This window comes from Nocardia sp. CA-145437 (assembly GCF_050956485.1).
In the GTDB taxonomy this organism is placed as follows: Bacteria; Actinomycetota; Actinomycetes; order Mycobacteriales; family Mycobacteriaceae; genus Nocardia.
In genome coordinates, this window is record NZ_CP191204.1 from 3,171,587 (window position 1) to 3,188,542 (window position 16,956).

At 70.2% G+C, this 16,956-nt stretch carries 17 protein-coding genes; 11 read left to right on the forward strand and 6 right to left on the reverse strand.

Translation table 11 applies throughout. From position 1 onward, the window contains the following. Positions 1 to 35: 35 nt before the first annotated feature. The 4 genes from rpoZ to ACQPYY_RS14720 all read left to right on the forward strand — a co-directional run bounded on the left by rpoZ (position 36) and on the right by ACQPYY_RS14720 (position 5,582). Entirely contained in the window at positions 36 to 314 is a 279-nt protein-coding gene (gene rpoZ / locus ACQPYY_RS14705; protein WP_213556271.1) for a DNA-directed RNA polymerase subunit omega, read from the forward strand. A gap of 7 nt (positions 315 to 321) precedes the next feature. Continuing rightward, entirely contained in the window at positions 322 to 1,542 is a 1,221-nt protein-coding gene (gene coaBC / locus ACQPYY_RS14710) for a bifunctional phosphopantothenoylcysteine decarboxylase/phosphopantothenate--cysteine ligase CoaBC (protein WP_433594149.1), read from the forward strand. A gap of 197 nt (positions 1,543 to 1,739) precedes the next feature. Further along, positions 1,740 to 2,954 carry a methionine adenosyltransferase gene (gene metK, locus ACQPYY_RS14715; RefSeq protein WP_379097858.1) on the forward strand — a complete coding sequence of 405 codons (1,215 nt, stop codon included), beginning with the start codon at positions 1,740 to 1,742 and terminating at the stop codon, positions 2,952 to 2,954. 114 nt (positions 2,955 to 3,068) lie between these two features. After that, the gene (locus tag ACQPYY_RS14720) at positions 3,069 to 5,582 is read left to right on the forward strand and encodes a primosomal protein N' (RefSeq protein WP_433594653.1); all 2,514 of its coding nucleotides are present in this window, start codon (positions 3,069 to 3,071) and stop codon (positions 5,580 to 5,582) included. Between the two features lie 75 nt (positions 5,583 to 5,657). Here the strand turns inward: ACQPYY_RS14720 and ACQPYY_RS14725 are convergent, their stop codons facing one another. From ACQPYY_RS14725 to ACQPYY_RS14735, 3 genes are read right to left on the reverse strand one after another with little or no spacing between them, the layout of a single operon-like run. Continuing rightward, on the reverse strand, positions 5,658 to 6,095 hold the full coding sequence (locus tag ACQPYY_RS14725; RefSeq protein WP_433594150.1) for a MarR family winged helix-turn-helix transcriptional regulator: 438 nt from the start codon (positions 6,093 to 6,095) through the stop codon (positions 5,658 to 5,660). A gap of 10 nt (positions 6,096 to 6,105) precedes the next feature. Further along, positions 6,106 to 6,531, reverse strand: coding sequence for a hypothetical protein (locus ACQPYY_RS14730; RefSeq protein WP_433594151.1), 426 nt, complete (start codon positions 6,529 to 6,531; stop codon positions 6,106 to 6,108). Positions 6,532 to 6,575: 44 nt separating this feature from the next. Further along, positions 6,576 to 7,421: an SDR family oxidoreductase gene (locus ACQPYY_RS14735; RefSeq protein ID WP_433594152.1), complete on the reverse strand. Its 846-nt coding sequence runs from the start codon at positions 7,419 to 7,421 to the stop codon at positions 6,576 to 6,578. 77 nt (positions 7,422 to 7,498) lie between these two features. On the opposite strand from ACQPYY_RS14735, the gene ACQPYY_RS14740 reads away from it, so the two are divergent. Beyond that, positions 7,499 to 8,080: a TetR/AcrR family transcriptional regulator gene (locus ACQPYY_RS14740; RefSeq protein WP_433594153.1), complete on the forward strand. Its 582-nt coding sequence runs from the start codon at positions 7,499 to 7,501 to the stop codon at positions 8,078 to 8,080. Between the two features lie 93 nt (positions 8,081 to 8,173). Here ACQPYY_RS14740 and ACQPYY_RS14745 read toward each other — a convergent pair whose 3' ends face one another. Further along, positions 8,174 to 8,971 carry an ABC transporter ATP-binding protein gene (locus ACQPYY_RS14745; RefSeq protein WP_433594154.1) on the reverse strand — a complete coding sequence of 266 codons (798 nt, stop codon included), beginning with the start codon at positions 8,969 to 8,971 and terminating at the stop codon, positions 8,174 to 8,176. An 86-nt stretch (positions 8,972 to 9,057) separates the two neighbouring features. Between ACQPYY_RS14745 and ACQPYY_RS14750 the strand changes: the two genes are divergently transcribed. The 6 genes from ACQPYY_RS14750 (at position 9,058) to ACQPYY_RS14775 (ending at position 15,103) form a co-directional block, all read left to right on the forward strand. After that, on the forward strand, positions 9,058 to 9,747 hold the full coding sequence (locus ACQPYY_RS14750; RefSeq protein WP_433594155.1) for an HAD family hydrolase: 690 nt from the start codon (positions 9,058 to 9,060) through the stop codon (positions 9,745 to 9,747). A gap of 192 nt (positions 9,748 to 9,939) precedes the next feature. After that, the gene (locus ACQPYY_RS14755; protein ID WP_379100229.1) at positions 9,940 to 10,536 is read left to right on the forward strand and encodes a PadR family transcriptional regulator; all 597 of its coding nucleotides are present in this window, start codon (positions 9,940 to 9,942) and stop codon (positions 10,534 to 10,536) included. Positions 10,537 to 10,629: 93 nt separating this feature from the next. Beyond that, positions 10,630 to 11,655: an esterase/lipase family protein gene (locus ACQPYY_RS14760; RefSeq protein ID WP_433594156.1), complete on the forward strand. Its 1,026-nt coding sequence runs from the start codon at positions 10,630 to 10,632 to the stop codon at positions 11,653 to 11,655. 64 nt (positions 11,656 to 11,719) lie between these two features. Next, positions 11,720 to 12,292 carry a peptide deformylase gene (def, locus tag ACQPYY_RS14765; RefSeq protein WP_379097881.1) on the forward strand — a complete coding sequence of 191 codons (573 nt, stop codon included), beginning with the start codon at positions 11,720 to 11,722 and terminating at the stop codon, positions 12,290 to 12,292. Between the two features lies 1 nt (position 12,293). Further along, the gene (fmt, locus tag ACQPYY_RS14770; RefSeq protein WP_379097884.1) at positions 12,294 to 13,217 is read left to right on the forward strand and encodes a methionyl-tRNA formyltransferase; all 924 of its coding nucleotides are present in this window, start codon (positions 12,294 to 12,296) and stop codon (positions 13,215 to 13,217) included. A gap of 569 nt (positions 13,218 to 13,786) precedes the next feature. Continuing rightward, complete coding sequence (locus ACQPYY_RS14775) at positions 13,787 to 15,103, forward strand: RsmB/NOP family class I SAM-dependent RNA methyltransferase (protein WP_433594654.1); 1,317 nt, start codon at positions 13,787 to 13,789, stop codon at positions 15,101 to 15,103. A 466-nt stretch (positions 15,104 to 15,569) separates the two neighbouring features. On the opposite strand, the gene ACQPYY_RS14780 is transcribed toward ACQPYY_RS14775, so the two are convergent. Then, on the reverse strand, positions 15,570 to 16,487 hold the full coding sequence (locus tag ACQPYY_RS14780; protein ID WP_433594157.1) for an RNA polymerase sigma factor SigF: 918 nt from the start codon (positions 16,485 to 16,487) through the stop codon (positions 15,570 to 15,572). Continuing rightward, positions 16,487 to 16,909, reverse strand: coding sequence for an anti-sigma factor (locus ACQPYY_RS14785; protein WP_379097892.1), 423 nt, complete (start codon positions 16,907 to 16,909; stop codon positions 16,487 to 16,489). Before ACQPYY_RS14785 ends, ACQPYY_RS14780 begins: the two co-directional genes overlap by 1 nt. Between the last annotated feature and the right edge of the window lie 47 nt (positions 16,910 to 16,956).

Consider the following 16,956-nt stretch of genomic DNA (forward strand, 5'->3'; position numbering starts at 1 on the left):
CCATCCTTCCGAACAACCCCGCAGGAGCCTTCCTAGTGAGTACGGACCTCAAGACCGTTCCCGCCTACGACACTCCGGTCGGCCTCACCAACCCGCCGATCGACGAACTCCTGGAGCGGACGTCGTCCAAGTACGCGCTGGTCATCTACGCGGCCAAGCGCGCGCGTCAGATCAACGATTACTACAACCAGCTCGGCGACGGCATTCTCGAATACGTCGGTCCGCTGGTCGAGCCGGGTCTGCAGGAGAAGCCGCTGTCGGTGGCCATGCGCGAGATCCACGCCGACCTGCTCGAGCACTCCGAAGGGGAGTAAAACCGCGGTGACCCGAGTCGTCGTCGGCGTCGGCGGCGGTATCGCCGCCTACAAGAGCTGCAACCTCGTGCGCCGGTTCACCGAAACCGGGCACGAGGTTCGTGTCATTCCCACCGAGTCGGCGTTGCAATTCGTCGGCAAGGCCACCTTCGAGGCGCTGTCCGGCCATCCCGTGCACACCGGTGTCTTCGCCGACGTGCCCGAGGTGCCGCACGTGCGCCTCGGCCAGGAGGCCGACCTGGTCGTCATCGCCCCCGCCACCGCGGACCTCATGGCCCGCGCCGCCCAGGGCCGCGCCGACGACCTGCTCACCGCGACGCTGCTGACCGCGCGCTGTCCGGTTCTGTTCGCCCCGGCCATGCACACCGAGATGTGGGAGCATCCGGCCACCCGGGCGAACGTGGCGACGCTGCGCGCGCACGGCGCGACCGTGATGGAACCCGCCTCGGGCCGCCTGACCGGCACCGATACCGGTCCGGGCCGGCTGCCCGAGCCGGAGGAGATCTTCGGTCTGGCCCGTCTGCTGCTCGAGCGCGCCGACGCGCTGCCGCGTGACCTGGAGGGCCGCCGCGTGGTGGTCTCCGCCGGTGGCACCCGCGAGGCGCTGGACCCGGTCCGCTTCCTGGGCAACCGGAGTTCGGGTAAGCAGGGCTACGCGATCGCCCGCCTGGCCGCCCAGCGCGGCGCGCAGGTGACGCTGATCGCGGGCAACACCATCGGCCTGGAGGCTCCGGCCGCCGTCGAGGTGGTGCACGTGACTTCCGCCGACCAGCTGAAGGTGGCCGTCGACAAGCACGCGCTCGGCGCGGACGCCGTCATCATGGCGGCCGCGGTCGCCGACTTCCGGCCGGTCAACGTCGCCGCGTCCAAAATCAAAAAGGGTGCGGGCGAACCGAATTCGATCGAGTTGGCCAAGACACCGGATATCCTTGCCGGGTTGGTTCAGTCCCGTCGCGACGGACACCTACCGGGCACCGCGATCGTCGGCTTCGCCGCCGAGACCGGGGACGAGCACGCCGACGTGCTCACCCACGCCCGGGCCAAACTGGCCCGTAAAGGCTGCGACCTGTTGGTCGTGAACGCCGTCGGGGAGGGGAAGGCCTTCGAGGTCGACACCAACGACGGCTGGTTGCTCGGCGCCGACGGCACCGAGATCGCCCTGGACCACGGGTCCAAGGCCCTACTGGCTAGCCGAGTGCTCGACGCACTCGGTCCTCTGCTCCGCTGAAGCCTCGGCACCGCAGGGTTCGGACGGCTGCCGCGCAGGTCGCGGCGGGTGTCTGAGTCACAATGTGCTCGTCACGGTGGCGCTCGCCCCTGTGACGCGCATATTGGAATAACCTGAGACAAAGGGTTGTGCGATGGCGCGGAGACGCTACTGTCGCCACCCGATACGAGAAACCCGTTGAGGGAGAGGGAACAACTGTGCGCACGTCTGGCAGCCGCCTATTCACCAGTGAGTCGGTGACCGAAGGTCATCCCGACAAGATCTGTGATGCCATCAGCGATTCCATCCTCGACGCGTTGCTCGCGGCCGATCCGCGCAGCCGGGTCGCGGTGGAGACCCTGGTGACCACCGGTCAGGTGCACGTGGCCGGTGAGGTCACCACCTCGGCCTACGCCGATATCCCGACCATCGTCCGCGAGAAGGTCCTGGAGATCGGATACGACTCGTCCGCAAAGGGTTTCGACGGCGCGTCCTGTGGCGTGAACGTCGCGATCGGCGCGCAGTCGCCCGATATCGCCCAGGGCGTGGACACCTCGCACGAGGCCCGCGTGGGCGGCGAGGACGACGAGATCGCCCGTCAGGGCGCGGGCGACCAGGGCCTGATGTTCGGGTACGCCACCGTCGAGACCCCCGAGCTGATGCCGCTGCCGATCTCGCTGGCGCACAAGCTGTCCCGGCGTCTGACCGAGGTCCGCAAGACCGGCGTGCTGCCGTACCTGCGGCCCGACGGCAAGACCCAGGTCACCATCGAGTACGACGGCGCCATTCCGAAGCGCCTCGACACCGTGGTCATCTCGACCCAGCACGCGGCCGACATCGACCTGGACAACCTGCTGGCCCCCGACATCCGCGAGAAGGTCGTCGACGCGGTCCTGTCCGAGCTGCGGCTGCCCAACCCGCTCGACACCTCCGACGTGCGCCTGCTGGTCAACCCGACCGGCAAGTTCGTGCTCGGCGGCCCGATGGGTGACGCGGGCCTGACCGGCCGCAAGATCATCGTCGACACCTACGGCGGCATGGCCCGCCACGGTGGCGGCGCCTTCTCCGGCAAGGACCCGTCGAAGGTGGACCGCTCGGCCGCGTACGCCATGCGCTGGGTCGCCAAGAACGTCGTCGCCGCCGGCCTGGCCGAGCGGGTCGAGGTCCAGGTCGCCTACGCCATCGGCAAGGCGGCCCCGGTCGGCCTGTTCGTCGAGACCTTCGGCACCGAGCAGATCGACCCGATCAAGATCTCCGACGCCATCGGCGAGGTCTTCGACCTGCGTCCCGGCGCGATCATCCGCGACCTGGACCTGCTGCGCCCGATCTACGCGCCGACCGCCGCCTACGGCCACTTCGGCCGCACGGATGTCGATCTGCCGTGGGAGCGCACCGACCGCGCGGAGAAGCTGCGCGCGGCCGCCGGGCTGTAATTGACCGGCACCCAACAGTTCTCGACGGGAGCGTCGGGCACGGAGTCCCCCTCCGAGCCCGACGCTCCCGCCGTCGTTGGCACCGCTCCCAGCGTCGTTGGCACAGCACACCCCATCGCCCGCGTCCTGCCCCTGCTCGAACCCGCCCACCTGGACCGCGATTTCGACTACGTCGTCCCTCCTGAGCTGGACGAAATCGCCCAACCGGGCGTCCGGGTCCGAGTTCGCTTCTCCGGCCGCCTCATCGACGGCTACCTCCTCGAACGCCTCGAAAGATCCGCCCACACCGGCAAACTCGTCCGCCTCGAACGCGTGGTGTCGGGCGAGCGCGTCCTCACCCCCGAGATCCTGAAGCTCGTCACCGCCGTCGCGGCCCGCTACGCCGGCACCCGAGCCGACGTCCTGCGCCTGGCCATCCCGCCCCGCCACGCCAAGGTCGAAACCGAGGGCACGGAGAAGCCCGAAAAGCCCAAGCGCACCACGAAGAAGAGCACCGCCGTCGATCCGATGACAGCCCCGGGCGGTGTGGTCGACCTCGACGCGATCGCGCCCGCCGGCCCGCAGCAGCCGGGCGATGCGGCCGCCGCGTCGGTCAGCGCGGCACACCGAACCGCTGATTGCATTGCCGCGCAGACTGATCCGCGAGACGTCGAGGCCGCGTCCGCTGACTCCGACACCGCAGCGTCCGGTGACTCCGACACCGCAGCGACCGGCGGCGCTACCGGCGGTGGCGTGCCCGGCGACGCCGCCGACGGCGATGTCCTCACCCGCGGCGAGCCGGTCGCCGGTACGGGCTCGGAGCAGGTGCGGACTCCCACGACGGTCGAATCGGCGAGCATCGAGGCCGCGGTCGCTCCTGCGGACACCGCGGACGATCCTGCCGCACAGCACGATCGGTCCGCGGCCGTGGACGGAACCGAGGCCACGCCGGCGGCATCGAACAGGGCGATCGGGCCGAGTGCGGTGAGCGCTGCTTCGTCACAGTCGTGGGTGTCCGAGTTCGCCGAGTGGGGCCGGTATGCGCACGGGCATTCGTTCCTGGGTGCGCTCGCGGCGGGACGGGGGCCGCGGGCCGGGTGGCAGGCGTTGCCGGGGGAGGATTGGGCCAAGCGGCTGGCGGAGTTGGCGGCGGTGACCGTGCGGGGTGGGCGCGGGGCGGTGATCATGGTGCCGGATCAGCGGGATCTGGATCGGGTGCTGGCGGAATGTGTCGCGCTGATGGGGGAGTCGGCGGTCGGGCTCGCTGCGGGGTTGGGGCCGTCGGCGCGGTATCGGCGGTGGTTGTCGGTGCTGCGGGGGCAGGCGAAGGTGGTGGTGGGGACGCGCAGTGCGGTGTTCTCGCCGGTGCGGGATCTCGGGTTGATCGCCATCTGGGACGACGGGGACGACACGTTCGCCGAACCGCGGTCGCCGTATCCGCATGCGCGCGAAGTGGCCATGCTGCGGGCGCACGAGACGGGGGCGGCGTTCGTGGCGGGCGGGTTCGCGCGGACCGCCGAGGTGCAGGCGATCGTCGAATCCGGGTGGGCGCACGACCTGCTCGCGGATCGGGCCGTGGTGCGGCAGGCGATGCCGCGCATCACCGCGCCCGGCGACACCGACGCGGCCTTGGAGCGGGATCCCATCGCGCAGGCGATCCGCATTCCGGCGGTGGCGTTCATGGAGGCGCGCAAGGCGCTCAAAGCCGGTGGGGCCGTGCTGGTTCAGGTGCCGCGGCGCGGCTACATCCCCGCCCTGTCGTGCGCGAAGTGCCGGACCCCCGCGCGCTGCCGCCACTGCAATGGACCCCTGGCGCTGCCGGACTCCGCGCCGGCGTCACGTGGCGCATTGCGCACCGGGCGAGAGGGCGTCGCCGAGGCGCAGAGCCCGGCCTGCCGCTGGTGTGGAATCACCGAGGCCGCGTTCCGCTGCGGATCCTGCGGGTCTCGTGCGCTGCGGGCGGTCGTCATCGGTGCGTCCCGCACCGCCGAGGAGCTGGGTCGCGCGTTTCCCGGTGTGCCCGTGCGGGGTTCGGGCGGTTCCGCGATTCTCGACTCCGTCCCCGAGGGTCCGCAGGTGGTGGTTTCCACCATCGGCGCGGAACCCCCGGTGCCCGGCGGCTACGCGGTCGCCATGCTCCTGGACGGCTGGGCCCTGCTCGGCCGCGCCGACCTGCGCGCCGCCGAGGACGCCCTGCGCCGCTGGATGTCGGCCGCCGCCCTGGTCCGCTCCGACGGCCGGGTCATCGTCATGGCCGACGCCGGTCTCCCCACCGTGCAGGCCCTGGTCCGCTGGGACCCGGTGTGGCACGCCGGTTTCGAGCTCGACCAGCGCGTCGAGGTCCGCTTCCCGCCCGCGGTCCGTTTCGCCGCCATCGACGGCACCTCCGACTCCATCGCCGAATTGCTCGGCGAGGCCGAGCTTTCCGGCGATGTCGAAGTCCTGGGCCCGGTGCCACTGCCCCCCGGTGCCCGAAAGCCCTTCTCCTCCGGCGACTCTCCCGCCGAGGTGGAACGCATGATCCTGCGCGCCGACCGCTCCGGCGGGGCCGCCCTCTCCCGCGCCCTCACCGCCGCCCAGGCCATCCGCAGCACCCACCGCTCCGACGCCCCCCTGCGCGTCCAGATCGACCCGATCGACATCGGCTAGCGTCGAAACAAGATCAGGGAGCTCCCGGCGCGGAATGATGTCCGCATCATCGCGCTGACTGCTCCCTGATCCTGTTCAAGCGCTGGTGATTTCGTCGCGGGGGAGGGCGGCGAGGGTGGTGAGGGCGTTCAGGAAGCCGCGGCGGTCGGCGGCGGGGAGTTTCGCGAGCAGGCGATCCTCGCGCGCCTGGATCTCGGTCTGTGCCGCGTCGCGCAGGCGACGACCCTCCGGGGTCAAGGCCAGCAGCCGCGCCCGGCGGTCGGCCGGATCGGGGCGACGTGCGATGAGCCCACGTTCCTGCAGGTCGTCGAGCACCGCGATGATCCGTGTCTTGTCCGCCCCGATCTCCTGCGCCAGCACCCCCTGACCCCGTGCCGGGCCTTCATCCAGATGCAGCAGTACGACATACGCCCACATGGTCAGCCCGTGCCCGGCCAGCACCGGTTGTTCGGCCGCCATGAGGGCGCGGCCCAGGGGGACGATCATCGCTGCGAGGTCCGGACGGTCTGTCATGCGGACCAGACTATGCGGCGAGCCGGTGCGTCCTGTCGATCGTCTCGCCCGCGCGGGTCAGGACGGCGTCGGCGTCGAAGGCGTCGGCCTGCCAGGAGTCGAGGCCGATCCCGATGCGGCCGCGCCAGGCGCGCACGATCTCGGTGTGGACGGGCCAGCGCACGAAGCGGCGCATGTCCCGTTCGAACTCCCACACGGAGATCGAGCCGCCCCGGAACTCCGCGGGCCGGCCCCACAACCACAAACCCACCGCGCCCTGCATGACCGGCCACGTCCGGCCCAATTCCAGCCCCGCCGTATAGATGTCGCGTGCCTCGGCCTCGGAGTCCGCGAGGAAGTCGGTCACGCTGACGAACACCGGACCCGGACGCCGATCGTTCGGGCCGGGATTCCAGGGCATGAGCACGGTGCCTTCGGAGAATGTTTTCGTATGCATGTGTAGACGATAGGCGGATGCATACGAAATAATCAATGGTGACGTCAGCGGAAGGCGGGGGCCACCCGGGCCGCCCATTCCGCGTACGAGGTCGCGGGCCGTCCCAGCACCTTCTCGACATCGCCGCTGACGAGCTGCTCCTCCGGTGTCGGCTCACCGATGATGTCGAGCGTGTGATCGGCGACCGGCGCCGGCATGAAGCGCAGCATGTTCTCCCGTGCCTGCGCCCGGGTGAGTTCCACGAACCGCAGCGATTCCCCGAGCGTGTCCGCCAGCGCGTCCGCCTGCCCGCGCGGAGTGACGAGTTCCGGCCCGGTGACGGTGTAGTACTGCCCGTGGTGACCGTCCTCCCGGAGCGCGGCCGCGGCCATGGCCGCGATATCGCCCGGATCCACCTGCGGCAGACCGACGTCCCCGAACGGCGCGGGAATCATCCGCTGGGCCCGGACCGGTTCGATCCAGGCGAAGGTGTTGCTGAAGAAGCCGCCCGGCCGCAGTACCGTCCACTCCAGTTCGGAGTCGGCGAGCGCCTGCTCGAAGGCGATGCTGCGCGCGTAGCCGTCGCTGTCGGGCCGGGTCACCGCGCCCTGGGAGGACAGGAACACCACGCGCTGGACACCTGCTGCCGCAACGGTTTTCAGTACCTCGGCGGGTGCGGGGCCCTCGACCAGCTGCGGTCCGGTGATGAGCAGGAACAGTGCCCGCGCACCCGCCGCTGCCTCGGCGAGGCTGTCGAGATCTCCGATGTCGGCGCGGCGGTGCTCCGCGCCCTCGGGCAGGTCGATCGGTTTCTCGCCCCGGGATACCGCGACCACTTTCTCACCGGCCGCGGCGAGTTCCCGCACGAGGGCGCCGCCGACATTTCCGGTTGCTCCGGTTACCACGATCATCTGTCTCACTCCTGAGTTAGTTGGCTGACTAAATCGAACATAGGCCATATGACCCGGCGTTGTCTATAGTTAGTCGTATGACTGACTCAGTGGTCCGGCCGGCGGGGAAGCGGGAGCGGCTCTCCGACGCCGCCGCCAAGGTCTTCCACGAACAGGGCGTGGAGAAGACGACCATCGCCGATATCGCGCGCGCCGCGCAGGTGCCGGTCGGCAATGTGTACTACTACTTCAAGACCAAAGATCAGCTGGTCCAGGCGGCGATCGGCGCGCACGCGCGCACCGGGCAGGAGATCATCACCGCGCTGGAGCAAGTCGACGGGCCCGCCGAGCGATTGAGGGCGCTCGTGCGCGGCTGGGTCGAACAGCGTGAGCTGGCCGCCCGATTCGGTTGCCCCTCGGGCACTCTCGCCACCGAGCTCGACAAGCGCGCCGACGGACTCGAACGCGAACTAGCTGATGTCATGCGCGGACTGCTGGACTGGATCGAAGCGCAGTTCGCTGCCTTGGGGCGCACGGACTCCCGCGAGCTCGCCGTCGCGCTGTTGGCGGCGTACCAGGGGATCTCCCTGCTCACCAACACCTTCCGTGACCCGGCGATGATGGCGGCCGAGGGTGCGCGCCTGGAACGCTGGATCGACTCACTGGTTCCGGCGACGTAGCCGGGGTCGAGCGCGCCAACCGGTTCGGGGCGTTCGACGCGTGCCAGGTCGCCGGAAGAATCGTGCGGCGTCGCCGCACGCACCGGATTCCATTCAGGCGGGCTGGGATTGGGCGGGCCGCACACTCCACCGTCCCTCGTCGCGCAGGATGCGGACGGGGTGATCGAAGCAGGCGCTGATGTGGTCGGTGGTGAGCACGCGTTCGACCGGTCCGGCCGCGAGGGTGCTACCGTTGCTCAGCAGCATGGCATGGGTGGTGCCGGGTGGCAGTTCCTCCAGATGGTGGGTGACCAGGACCGACGCCAGCTCGGGGTGGCTGCGCTGGAGCAGGTCCACCCGCTCCAGAAGTTGTTCTCGCCCGGCCAGATCCAGGCCCGTGGCCGGTTCGTCGAGCAGCAACAGGAGCGGACTGGGCATCAGTGCGCGGGCGATCAGGGTGCGACCGCGCTGGCCTTGGGACAGGATCTGCCAGTCGGCGTCGCGGCGGTGGGACAGGCCCAGGAGATCGATCAGTCGGTCCGCCTCGGCCAGTTCGGCGGGGGAGGGCTGCCGGCGGGGGATCAGGGCCGCGGTATTGGTCGCGCCGGTGAGGACGACCTCGCGGACGGTGAGGTCACCGCTGGGGACGTGGCGCGGGTCGACATGGCCGATCCCCGCCCGCAATGCGCGCATGTCGACGCGGCCCAGTCGCCGCCCGAGCACTTCTACAGTTCCCCGTGTCGGATGCTCGAACGCGCCGAGCATCCGCAGCAGCGTGGTCTTGCCCGCGCCGTTCGGGCCGAGCAGCGCCCAGTGCTCACCGGCCCGAACGGTGAGCGAAACCCCTTGCAGGATAGGGTTTCCGCTCCGCAGCACCGTCACGTCGTCGACATTCAGTACCGGTTCCGCCATGTTCACAGCCTAACAAACGCCTCAGACAAGCGGAGGTGTGTCCGTATTTGACGGTTTGCTGTGCATTCGCTGTGTAGGGTGGCGGCATGGCGATCGACGCGGTGCTGTTCGACTTCTCCGGGACACTCTTCCGATTCGACGACGCGGCCTTCCACGGCGCGCGCCTCACCGATGCCGGCGGCCGCCTGCTCGACTCCCACGAGATCGCCGAGATCATGCGCCGGATGACCGCTCCCGTCGGGCAGTTCGTCGAGTTCGACGCCGATGGCCAATACGCCTGGGAGAACCGGGATCTCGATCCCGTGCTGCATCGCCGCGCCTACCTCGAGGTGCTCGGGCAGTCCGGTGTCCCCGAGCCGCAGGCGATCCGGCTCTACGAACTCATGCGCGACCCCGGGGAATGGTCGCCGTATCCGGACGCCGGTGAGGTGCTGCGAGCGCTCCACGAGCGCGGTCTGCGCGTGGGTGTGGTCAGCAATATCGCCTTCGATATCCGCCCGGCCTTCGCCGCCCGCGGCTGGCTCCGATATATCGATGAATTCGCGTTGTCGTACGAAATCGGTGCCGTGAAGCCGGATGCGCGCATCTTCGAGGCGGCCCTCGATGCCCTCGGTGTGGCTGCCGGTCGGGCCCTCATGGTCGGTGACAGCCTGGAGGCCGACGGCGGCGCCAAGGCGCTGGGCTGCGCGTTCGCCCTGGTCGAGCCGCTGCCGACGGACGATCGCGCGACCGGGCTGTGGGATGCGGTCCGCGCGCACGACCTCCTTTCTCCATAGCCGCCAAACCAGTCGGTTCGTGCTCCGGTTCACCCTTGCTCCGGATAGATTGTCGATATATCGTCGATAGCAGCAAATGCAACGACGAGCCTTGAGGGAGGCACGACCATGGAACACATGGACAACATCGAACGGGGCCGCGGCCCCTGGCGGCGACGCGGCGACGAGCAGCAGGGCCCCGAACATCCGCGGATGCGTCGAGGTGGGCCTCGCGGCCCGCGCGGTGAATTCGGCCCGCACCGTCACGGCCACGGCCGTGGATTCGGCCCGGACTTCGGACCCGGCTTCGGTCCTGGGCCGCACTTCGGTCGCGGCCGCGGTCGCGGCGGACGCGGCCGACGCGGCGATGTCCGCGCCGCCATTCTGCTGCTGCTGCAGGAGCGGCCCATGCACGGTTACGAGCTGATCCAGCAGATTCGCGAACGCAGCGAGGATGTCTGGCGTCCCAGCCCCGGCTCCATCTACCCCGCGCTGGCTCAGCTCGAGGACGAGGGCCTGGTGCTCATCGAGAAGGTGTCGGGTCGAAAGACGGCCAAGCTCACCGAGGCCGGACTCGAGTACGTCGAGACCAACCGCACCGATCTGGGCGACCCCTGGCAGGACGTCAAGGACGGCGTCGGCGATCAGGCTCTCGACCTGCGCGGACTGGTCGGTCAGCTGATGGGCGCGGTGGCCCAGGTGGCCGCCGTCGGCACCAAGGATCAGGCGGCCAAGGCGGCCGAGGTGCTCACCGAGGCCCGCCGATCGCTGTACCGGATCCTCGCCGAGGACGACACACCCGAAAAGTGACGGGTCCGAATCACCGGAAACCACCGGGACTTTCGGCTCGAAACCGGTCAAGATCGTGACATGGGACAACAGCGCCCCATGCGATCTTGTGACATGGGACAAAAGAGGAACCGGACGCGTGGTGCATTCCTGTGCCGCGTCGCACCGGTGGGGGTAGTGGCGTTGGCGGCCGCCGTGATCGGTACGGCCGCCACCCCGCCGGGGACCTACGCGCGGGCCGAGCCGGCCGCCGCACCGGTCCTGCGGGTGCCTGCTCAGCAGGGGCCGCCGCAGACCGGGCATCTGGCGGCGGCCAAGTATCTGAAAGAGCATCCGGACACCGCGCCCCAGGGCGCCAACGACTTCGGCTGCACACCGACCGCCGAACATCCGCGGCCGGTGATCCTGGCACACGGCACCGATTCCTCGGCCTACTCCGACTGGTCGGGCCTGAGCCCGCTGCTCGCCAAGGCCGGGATCTGCGTCTTCGCCCTGAACTACGGCGGCAAATCCGGCAAGGACACCTTCGGCACCGAGGATGTGTGGGCCAGCTCCGCGCAGATCGGCGTCTTCGTCGACCAGGTGCTCGCCGCCACGGGGGCCAGGCAGGTGGATCTGGTCGGTTTCTCCCAGGGCGCGAGCGTGACTCGCTACTGGATCAACAAACTCGGCGGCGCGCCGAAGGTCGGGCAGTGGATCGGGATGGCCTCGCCCAGTTACGGCGGGATCATGTACGGGCTGGTGCCGATCGCCGACGCGGTGCCGGGCATCTACAAGCTCGTCGAGTTCGGCTCCTCGCTCGCCGCCGTCCAGCAGGCCGCGGGATCGCCGTTCATCACCGACCTCAACGCCGGCGGCGACACGGTGCCGGGTGTGAAATACACGACCATCGGCAGCCGGGTGGATGAGATGATCCAGCCCAACACCAATATCGCCCTGCGCGGTCCGGGCGCGACCAATATCGTGCTGCAGGATCTGTGCGAGGCCGACCTGACCGGGCATTTTCACCTGGTCTACGACCCGTTCGCGCAGCAGCTGGCGGTCAATCTGCTCGATCCCGGACACGCCGTGACACCGGCCTGTGTGCCGGTGCCGTTCGGCACCGGGATCAGCGATGTCGTGTTGGCGGCGCATTCCTGATCGGGGTGGTCACGGGCGTCCGTAAAATGAGACGACCGTATTCGTTCGCTATCGGGAGCTGCCCGTGACCATCCAGCCTGTCCGCCTGTTCGGCGATCCGATCCTGCGCGCCCGCGCGGCGGAGGTCGAGACGTTCGACCGGGAGGTGCGCCAGCTGGTCACCGACCTCATCGACACCATGTACGAGAGCGGGGGCGTCGGCATGGCCGCCCCGCAGATCGGGGTCGGGTTGCGGGTATTCGTCTACGACACCGGCGACGCCCAGGGGCATCTGATCAACCCGGTCTTCGAGGTCGAGGGCGAGGAGACCCAGACCGGGCCCGAGGGCTGCCTGTCGATCCCGGGCGTGCGTTTCGACGTGACCCGGCCGATGACCGTGCTGGCGCGCGGCGTCGACCTGGACGGCAAGCCGGTGGAGTTCCGGGCCGAAGGGCTGCTGGCGCGCTGCGTGCAGCACGAGACCGATCACCTCGACGGCGTGCTGTTCCTGCAGCGGCTGGAGTCGGCCTTCCGCAAGGAGGCCATGCGCACGATTCGCGAATCGTCTTGGTTCACACAGGGAATCACGGTGCTGCCCGCGTCCGAGATCGGCGGCGGTCGCCGCGCCTCGGCCGGTGGCCGGGAACGGAGCCGCTGATATGCGTCTGGTCTTCGCGGGAACCCCCGAACCGGCGGTGCCGTCGCTGCGGCGACTCATCGAATCCGAGCGACACGAGGTGGTCGGGGTGGTGACCCGGCCCGACGCGGTGGCCGGACGCGGCCGCAAGATCACGCGCTCGCCCATCGGGCAGCTGGCCGACGAGCACGGGATTCCGGTGTTCACGCCGCGCAAGCCGTCCGAGCCCGAATTCATCGCCCAGCTCACCGAACTCGCGCCGGACTGCTGCCCGGTGGTGGCCTACGGCGCCCTGCTGCCCGAAACGGTGCTCGCGATTCCCCGGTTCGGCTGGATCAACCTGCACTTCTCGCTGCTGCCCGCCTGGCGCGGCGCGGCGCCGGTGCAGTCGGCGCTGCTGGCGGGTGATGAGTACACCGGCGCGTCCACCTTCCTGATCGAGAAGGGCCTCGACACCGGGCCCGTCTTCGGCACCATGACCGAGAAGGTCGCGCCCGCCGACACCGCGGGCACCCTGCTCGAGCGTCTCGCCGACAGCGGCGCGGTGCTGCTGGAATCCACCCTCGACGCCGTGGAAGACGGTGCCGTGCAAGCGGTTCCGCAGCCCCTGGACGGCATCTCCTACGCCCCCAAGGTGGAACCGGAAGCGGGGCGCATCCGCTGGGACCAGCCCGCCCTCGCCATCTCCCGCCTCATCCGCGCGGTCACCCCCGCGCCCGGCGCGTTCACCGAGATCGACGGCAAACGCCTCAAACTCGGCCCCGTCGAACTCGTGGAGGAAACCCTCCCGCCCCGCACCATCGATGTGCGCAAGTCCGGCGTCTTCATCGGCACCGCCACCACGGCGGTTCGCCTCACCCAGGTCCAGCCCCAGGGCAAACGCATGATGCCCGCCCTCGACTGGGCCCGTGGCGCCCGCCTGGAACCGGGCACGGTGACCGAATGACCAACCCCGACAACAACCCTCCCCGCCGCCCCTTCCGCCGCTCCTCGGCCGGGTCGGCCGACGACTCGAACCCGACCCGCGGCTCCGACAGCGGTGACCGCCGCGCGGGCTACGGCCGCGGCGATCGCCCCGCCGGAGAGCGCGATTCGGGCTCGAACCGCTCCTCGGGCGGCCTGCGCGGCCGCGACGGCTACGGCTCGCGTGAGGGCGGTGGCCGTGGCCGCTCGGGCGGGTACGACCGCTCCGGCGGTTCGGAGCGATCCGGCGGCGGGCGTCGGAGCGATGACGGACGCGGTGGATTCGCTGCGAGCGGACGTGATTCGGGGTCGGATCGGCCGGGCGGCGGCGATCGGCGTGGCGGCGGGCGTGACCGGGCCGACGCTGCCTCGGGTGGCCGTTCCTCCGGCGGCAATCGCGGTGGCGGGCAGCGCAAGCCGTCCGATCGCGAACGGGCCGCGGGGAAGAAGGATCGGGGCTCCAAGCAAGCCGGTGCCGAGGCGCGCGCGAGTGATCCGGGTGCCGCGGCGGCGCGGCGGGCGGAGAAGGCGGGGGCCGATCCGGTCCGGATCGTGGCGCGGGATGTGCTGCGGGCGGTGCGGGAGCGGGATGCCTACGCGAATCTGGTGCTGCCGGGGTTGTTGCGGGAGCGGAAGATCAGTGGGCGGGACGCGGCGCTGGCGACCGAGTTGGCCTATGGGGCCTCGCGGTCGGTGGGGTTGCTGGACGCGGTGATCGCCGATTGCGCGGGGCGCGACGTCGCGGAGATCGACGGGCCGTTGCTGGATGCGTTGCGGCTGGGGACCTATCAGTTGCTGCGGACCCGGATCGGGGCGCATGCGGCCGTCGATACGTCGGTGGCGCTGGTGCGCGCCGAGTACGGGCAGGGCCGGGCCGGGTTCGTGAACGCGGTGCTGCGGCGGGTGGCCGAGCGCACTCCGGAGGAGTGGGTGGAGCGGCTCGCGCCGTCGGATCCATTGGGGCACTTGGCGTTCGAATTCGCACATCCGGTGTGGATCGCGCAGGCGTTCGCGGACGCGCTCGGCGCGCGGGCGGGCGAGCTGCGCGACGTGCTCGAAGCGGACGACGCCCGGCCGCTGGTGCACCTGGTGGCGCGGCCCGGCGATATGACCGCCGAGGAACTGGCACTGATCACCGGCGGCGAGGAAGGCCGCTGGTCACCGTACGCGGTGTACCTCGACGGCGGTGATCCGGCGAAGCTGGAACCGGTCCGCGAGGGCATGGCCGCGGTGCAGGACGAGGGCAGTCAGCTGGTGGCGCTGGCGGTCACCCGCGCACCCCTCGAGGGTGAGGACGGCGGTCGCTGGCTGGATCTGTGCGCGGGTCCGGGCGGTAAGACCGCTTTTCTGGCCTCGATCGCCGAGATCGACGGCTTCCGCGTCGATGCCGTCGAACCGGCCGAGCACCGTGCTGACCTGGTCCGAAAGGCCACTCGAGGCATGCCGGTCGACGTGCACGTAGCTGACGGCCGCGACTCGGGCCTGACCCCGGGCTTCGACCGCATCCTCGTCGACGCCCCGTGCACCGGCCTGGGCGCACTGCGTCGCCGCCCGGAGGCGCGCTGGCGCCGCCAGCCCTCCGACGTCCGTGACCTGGTCACCTTGCAGCGTGAACTGCTCACCGCCGCATGGGATCTGGTCCGCCCGGGCGGCGTGGTGGTCTACTCGACCTGTTCTCCCCACCTGCCGGAGACGGTCTCGGTGGTGTCGGACATGGTCCGCCGCACCGGCGCCGAACAGCTCGACACCCGCGAGCTGCTTCCCGGCGTCCCGGAACTCGGCGACGGCCCCGGCGCCCAGCTGTGGCCGCACCGCCACGGGACCGACGCCATGTTCCTCGCGGCCCTGCGCAAGCCTCTGGACGCGTAGCCGCTCGAACACCGAAAGCCCCTGCGGCGTGATGACCACTCACCGCCGCAGGGGCTTTCGCATGTCCCGTCGGGGTCCGGGGCGCCGTCTCAACCGGTCGCCGCAGCCTACCTCGGCACCCACCGTGCCACCGGCAATCCCGCGCGGACCGCCTCCCGCATCGACCTCGCCGTCGAATTCGGCCCGGCCTCGGCGGTCCCAGTGGCCGGTCCACCTGGCCGGCTATGACCGGCCGCGAGCACCACCATCCGAATGACGGAGCGTTCGCCCAGGCGGGTTGCTTCCACCTCGGTTGGCCGGGCCTCCCGCACGCGGGATGTCCTCGCTGGCGGAGCATGCATGTCCGGCTCGCAAGGGCTGCTCGGCCACTGGGATTCGGGTGACATCGCAGATCCACCAGTCGCTGCGCGCCGTTCCAACCCAGGGGTGACCGGTGAGTCGAGGTCGCCCGCCTGGAGTGGCGGGGTCACTCGCGGGCGGATTGCTCCCGCAGGCGGGCGAGGGTCTTGGACAGGATGCGGGAGACGTGCATCTGGGAGATGCCCATCTGCTGGGCGATCTGCGTCTGGGTCATGGATTCGAAGAATCGCATGGTCAGGATGCGGCGTTCGCGTTCCGGCAGACCGGCCAGCAGCGGGCGGATGGCGACGTATTCCTCGACACGGTCGAATTGGGATTCTTCCTCGCCGAGGGTGTCGAGCAGTGACGCCTCGGTGTCGCGGCCGACGGAGACGGCGTCGATGCTGCTGGGCTGGTACGCGTTTCCGGCGATGACCGCCTGGGTGACCTCGTCGGCGTCGATGTCGAGGGCGGCGGCGATCTCCTTGGCGGTGGGGGAGCGGCCCAACTGCTGGGAGAGCGCGTCGATCGCGGAGCCGATGCGCAGGTGGGTTTCCTTGACGCGCCGCGGCACCCGCATGGCCCAGGTGTTGTCGCGGAAGTAGCGGCGCACCTCGCCCATGATGGTGGGCACCGCGAAGGACAGGAAGTTGGAGCCGCGGGAGATGTCGAACCGGTCCACCGCGTGCACCAGGCCGACCCGCGCGACCTGGGTGAGGTCGTCGAAAGGCTCACCGCGGCCGCTGAATTTGCGGGCGATGTGGTCGGCCAGCGGGATGCACCGGTTGATCAGCTGTGAGCGCAGGGCGGCGCGCCCCGCGGATCCCGGTGCGGCGGCGGCGAGTTCCTCGAACAGCAGCGCGACGTCGTCGTAGCCGGAGACGGTGCGCGCGACCTCCTCCGCCTCCTCGGCGTCGACGGTCTCCTCGGCGCTGTCCTCGGCCGGTTCCTCGGGTTCGGGTTTGTCGGGGGCTTCGGTGTCGGCGGTCGGATCCTCGGGCCGGGCCGCGTCGTCGGGGGAGGGGAACACGTCTTCTCCGGTCACTACGCCTTCCCCCGGACCCGCCGGAACTCCACCGCCGTCGGGTATCCGGAGATCGCCGGATCGAAGGGTTCCTGGGTGGCGGTGACCTCGTCGCAGAGGGTCCGCAGCACATGCCAGCCGAAGCTGCGCTGGTCGGGTAGCCCTTCGGCGGCGGCGGTGCCGCGGACCCGCACGATCAGGTCGGACTCGCCGACGGTGAACAGACACTGCAGCGTGGACCCCGGGGCGGCGATGGCGATCAGGGTGGAGGCGGCCTCGTCGACGGCGAGCCGGATGTCGGCCACCTCGTCGAGGGTGAAATCGCTGAGCAGCACCAGGGTTTCGGCGAGTCCGCGCACGATGGGCAACTGGGATACGGAGGCGGCGACACCGATTTCGACCGGTGTGCCGCGCAACCCTTGTTCCGCCGAAATGTTGATCACCCTGTAGAGGCTACCCATTCCGGTGCGCGGCAATCAGCCATTCCCGT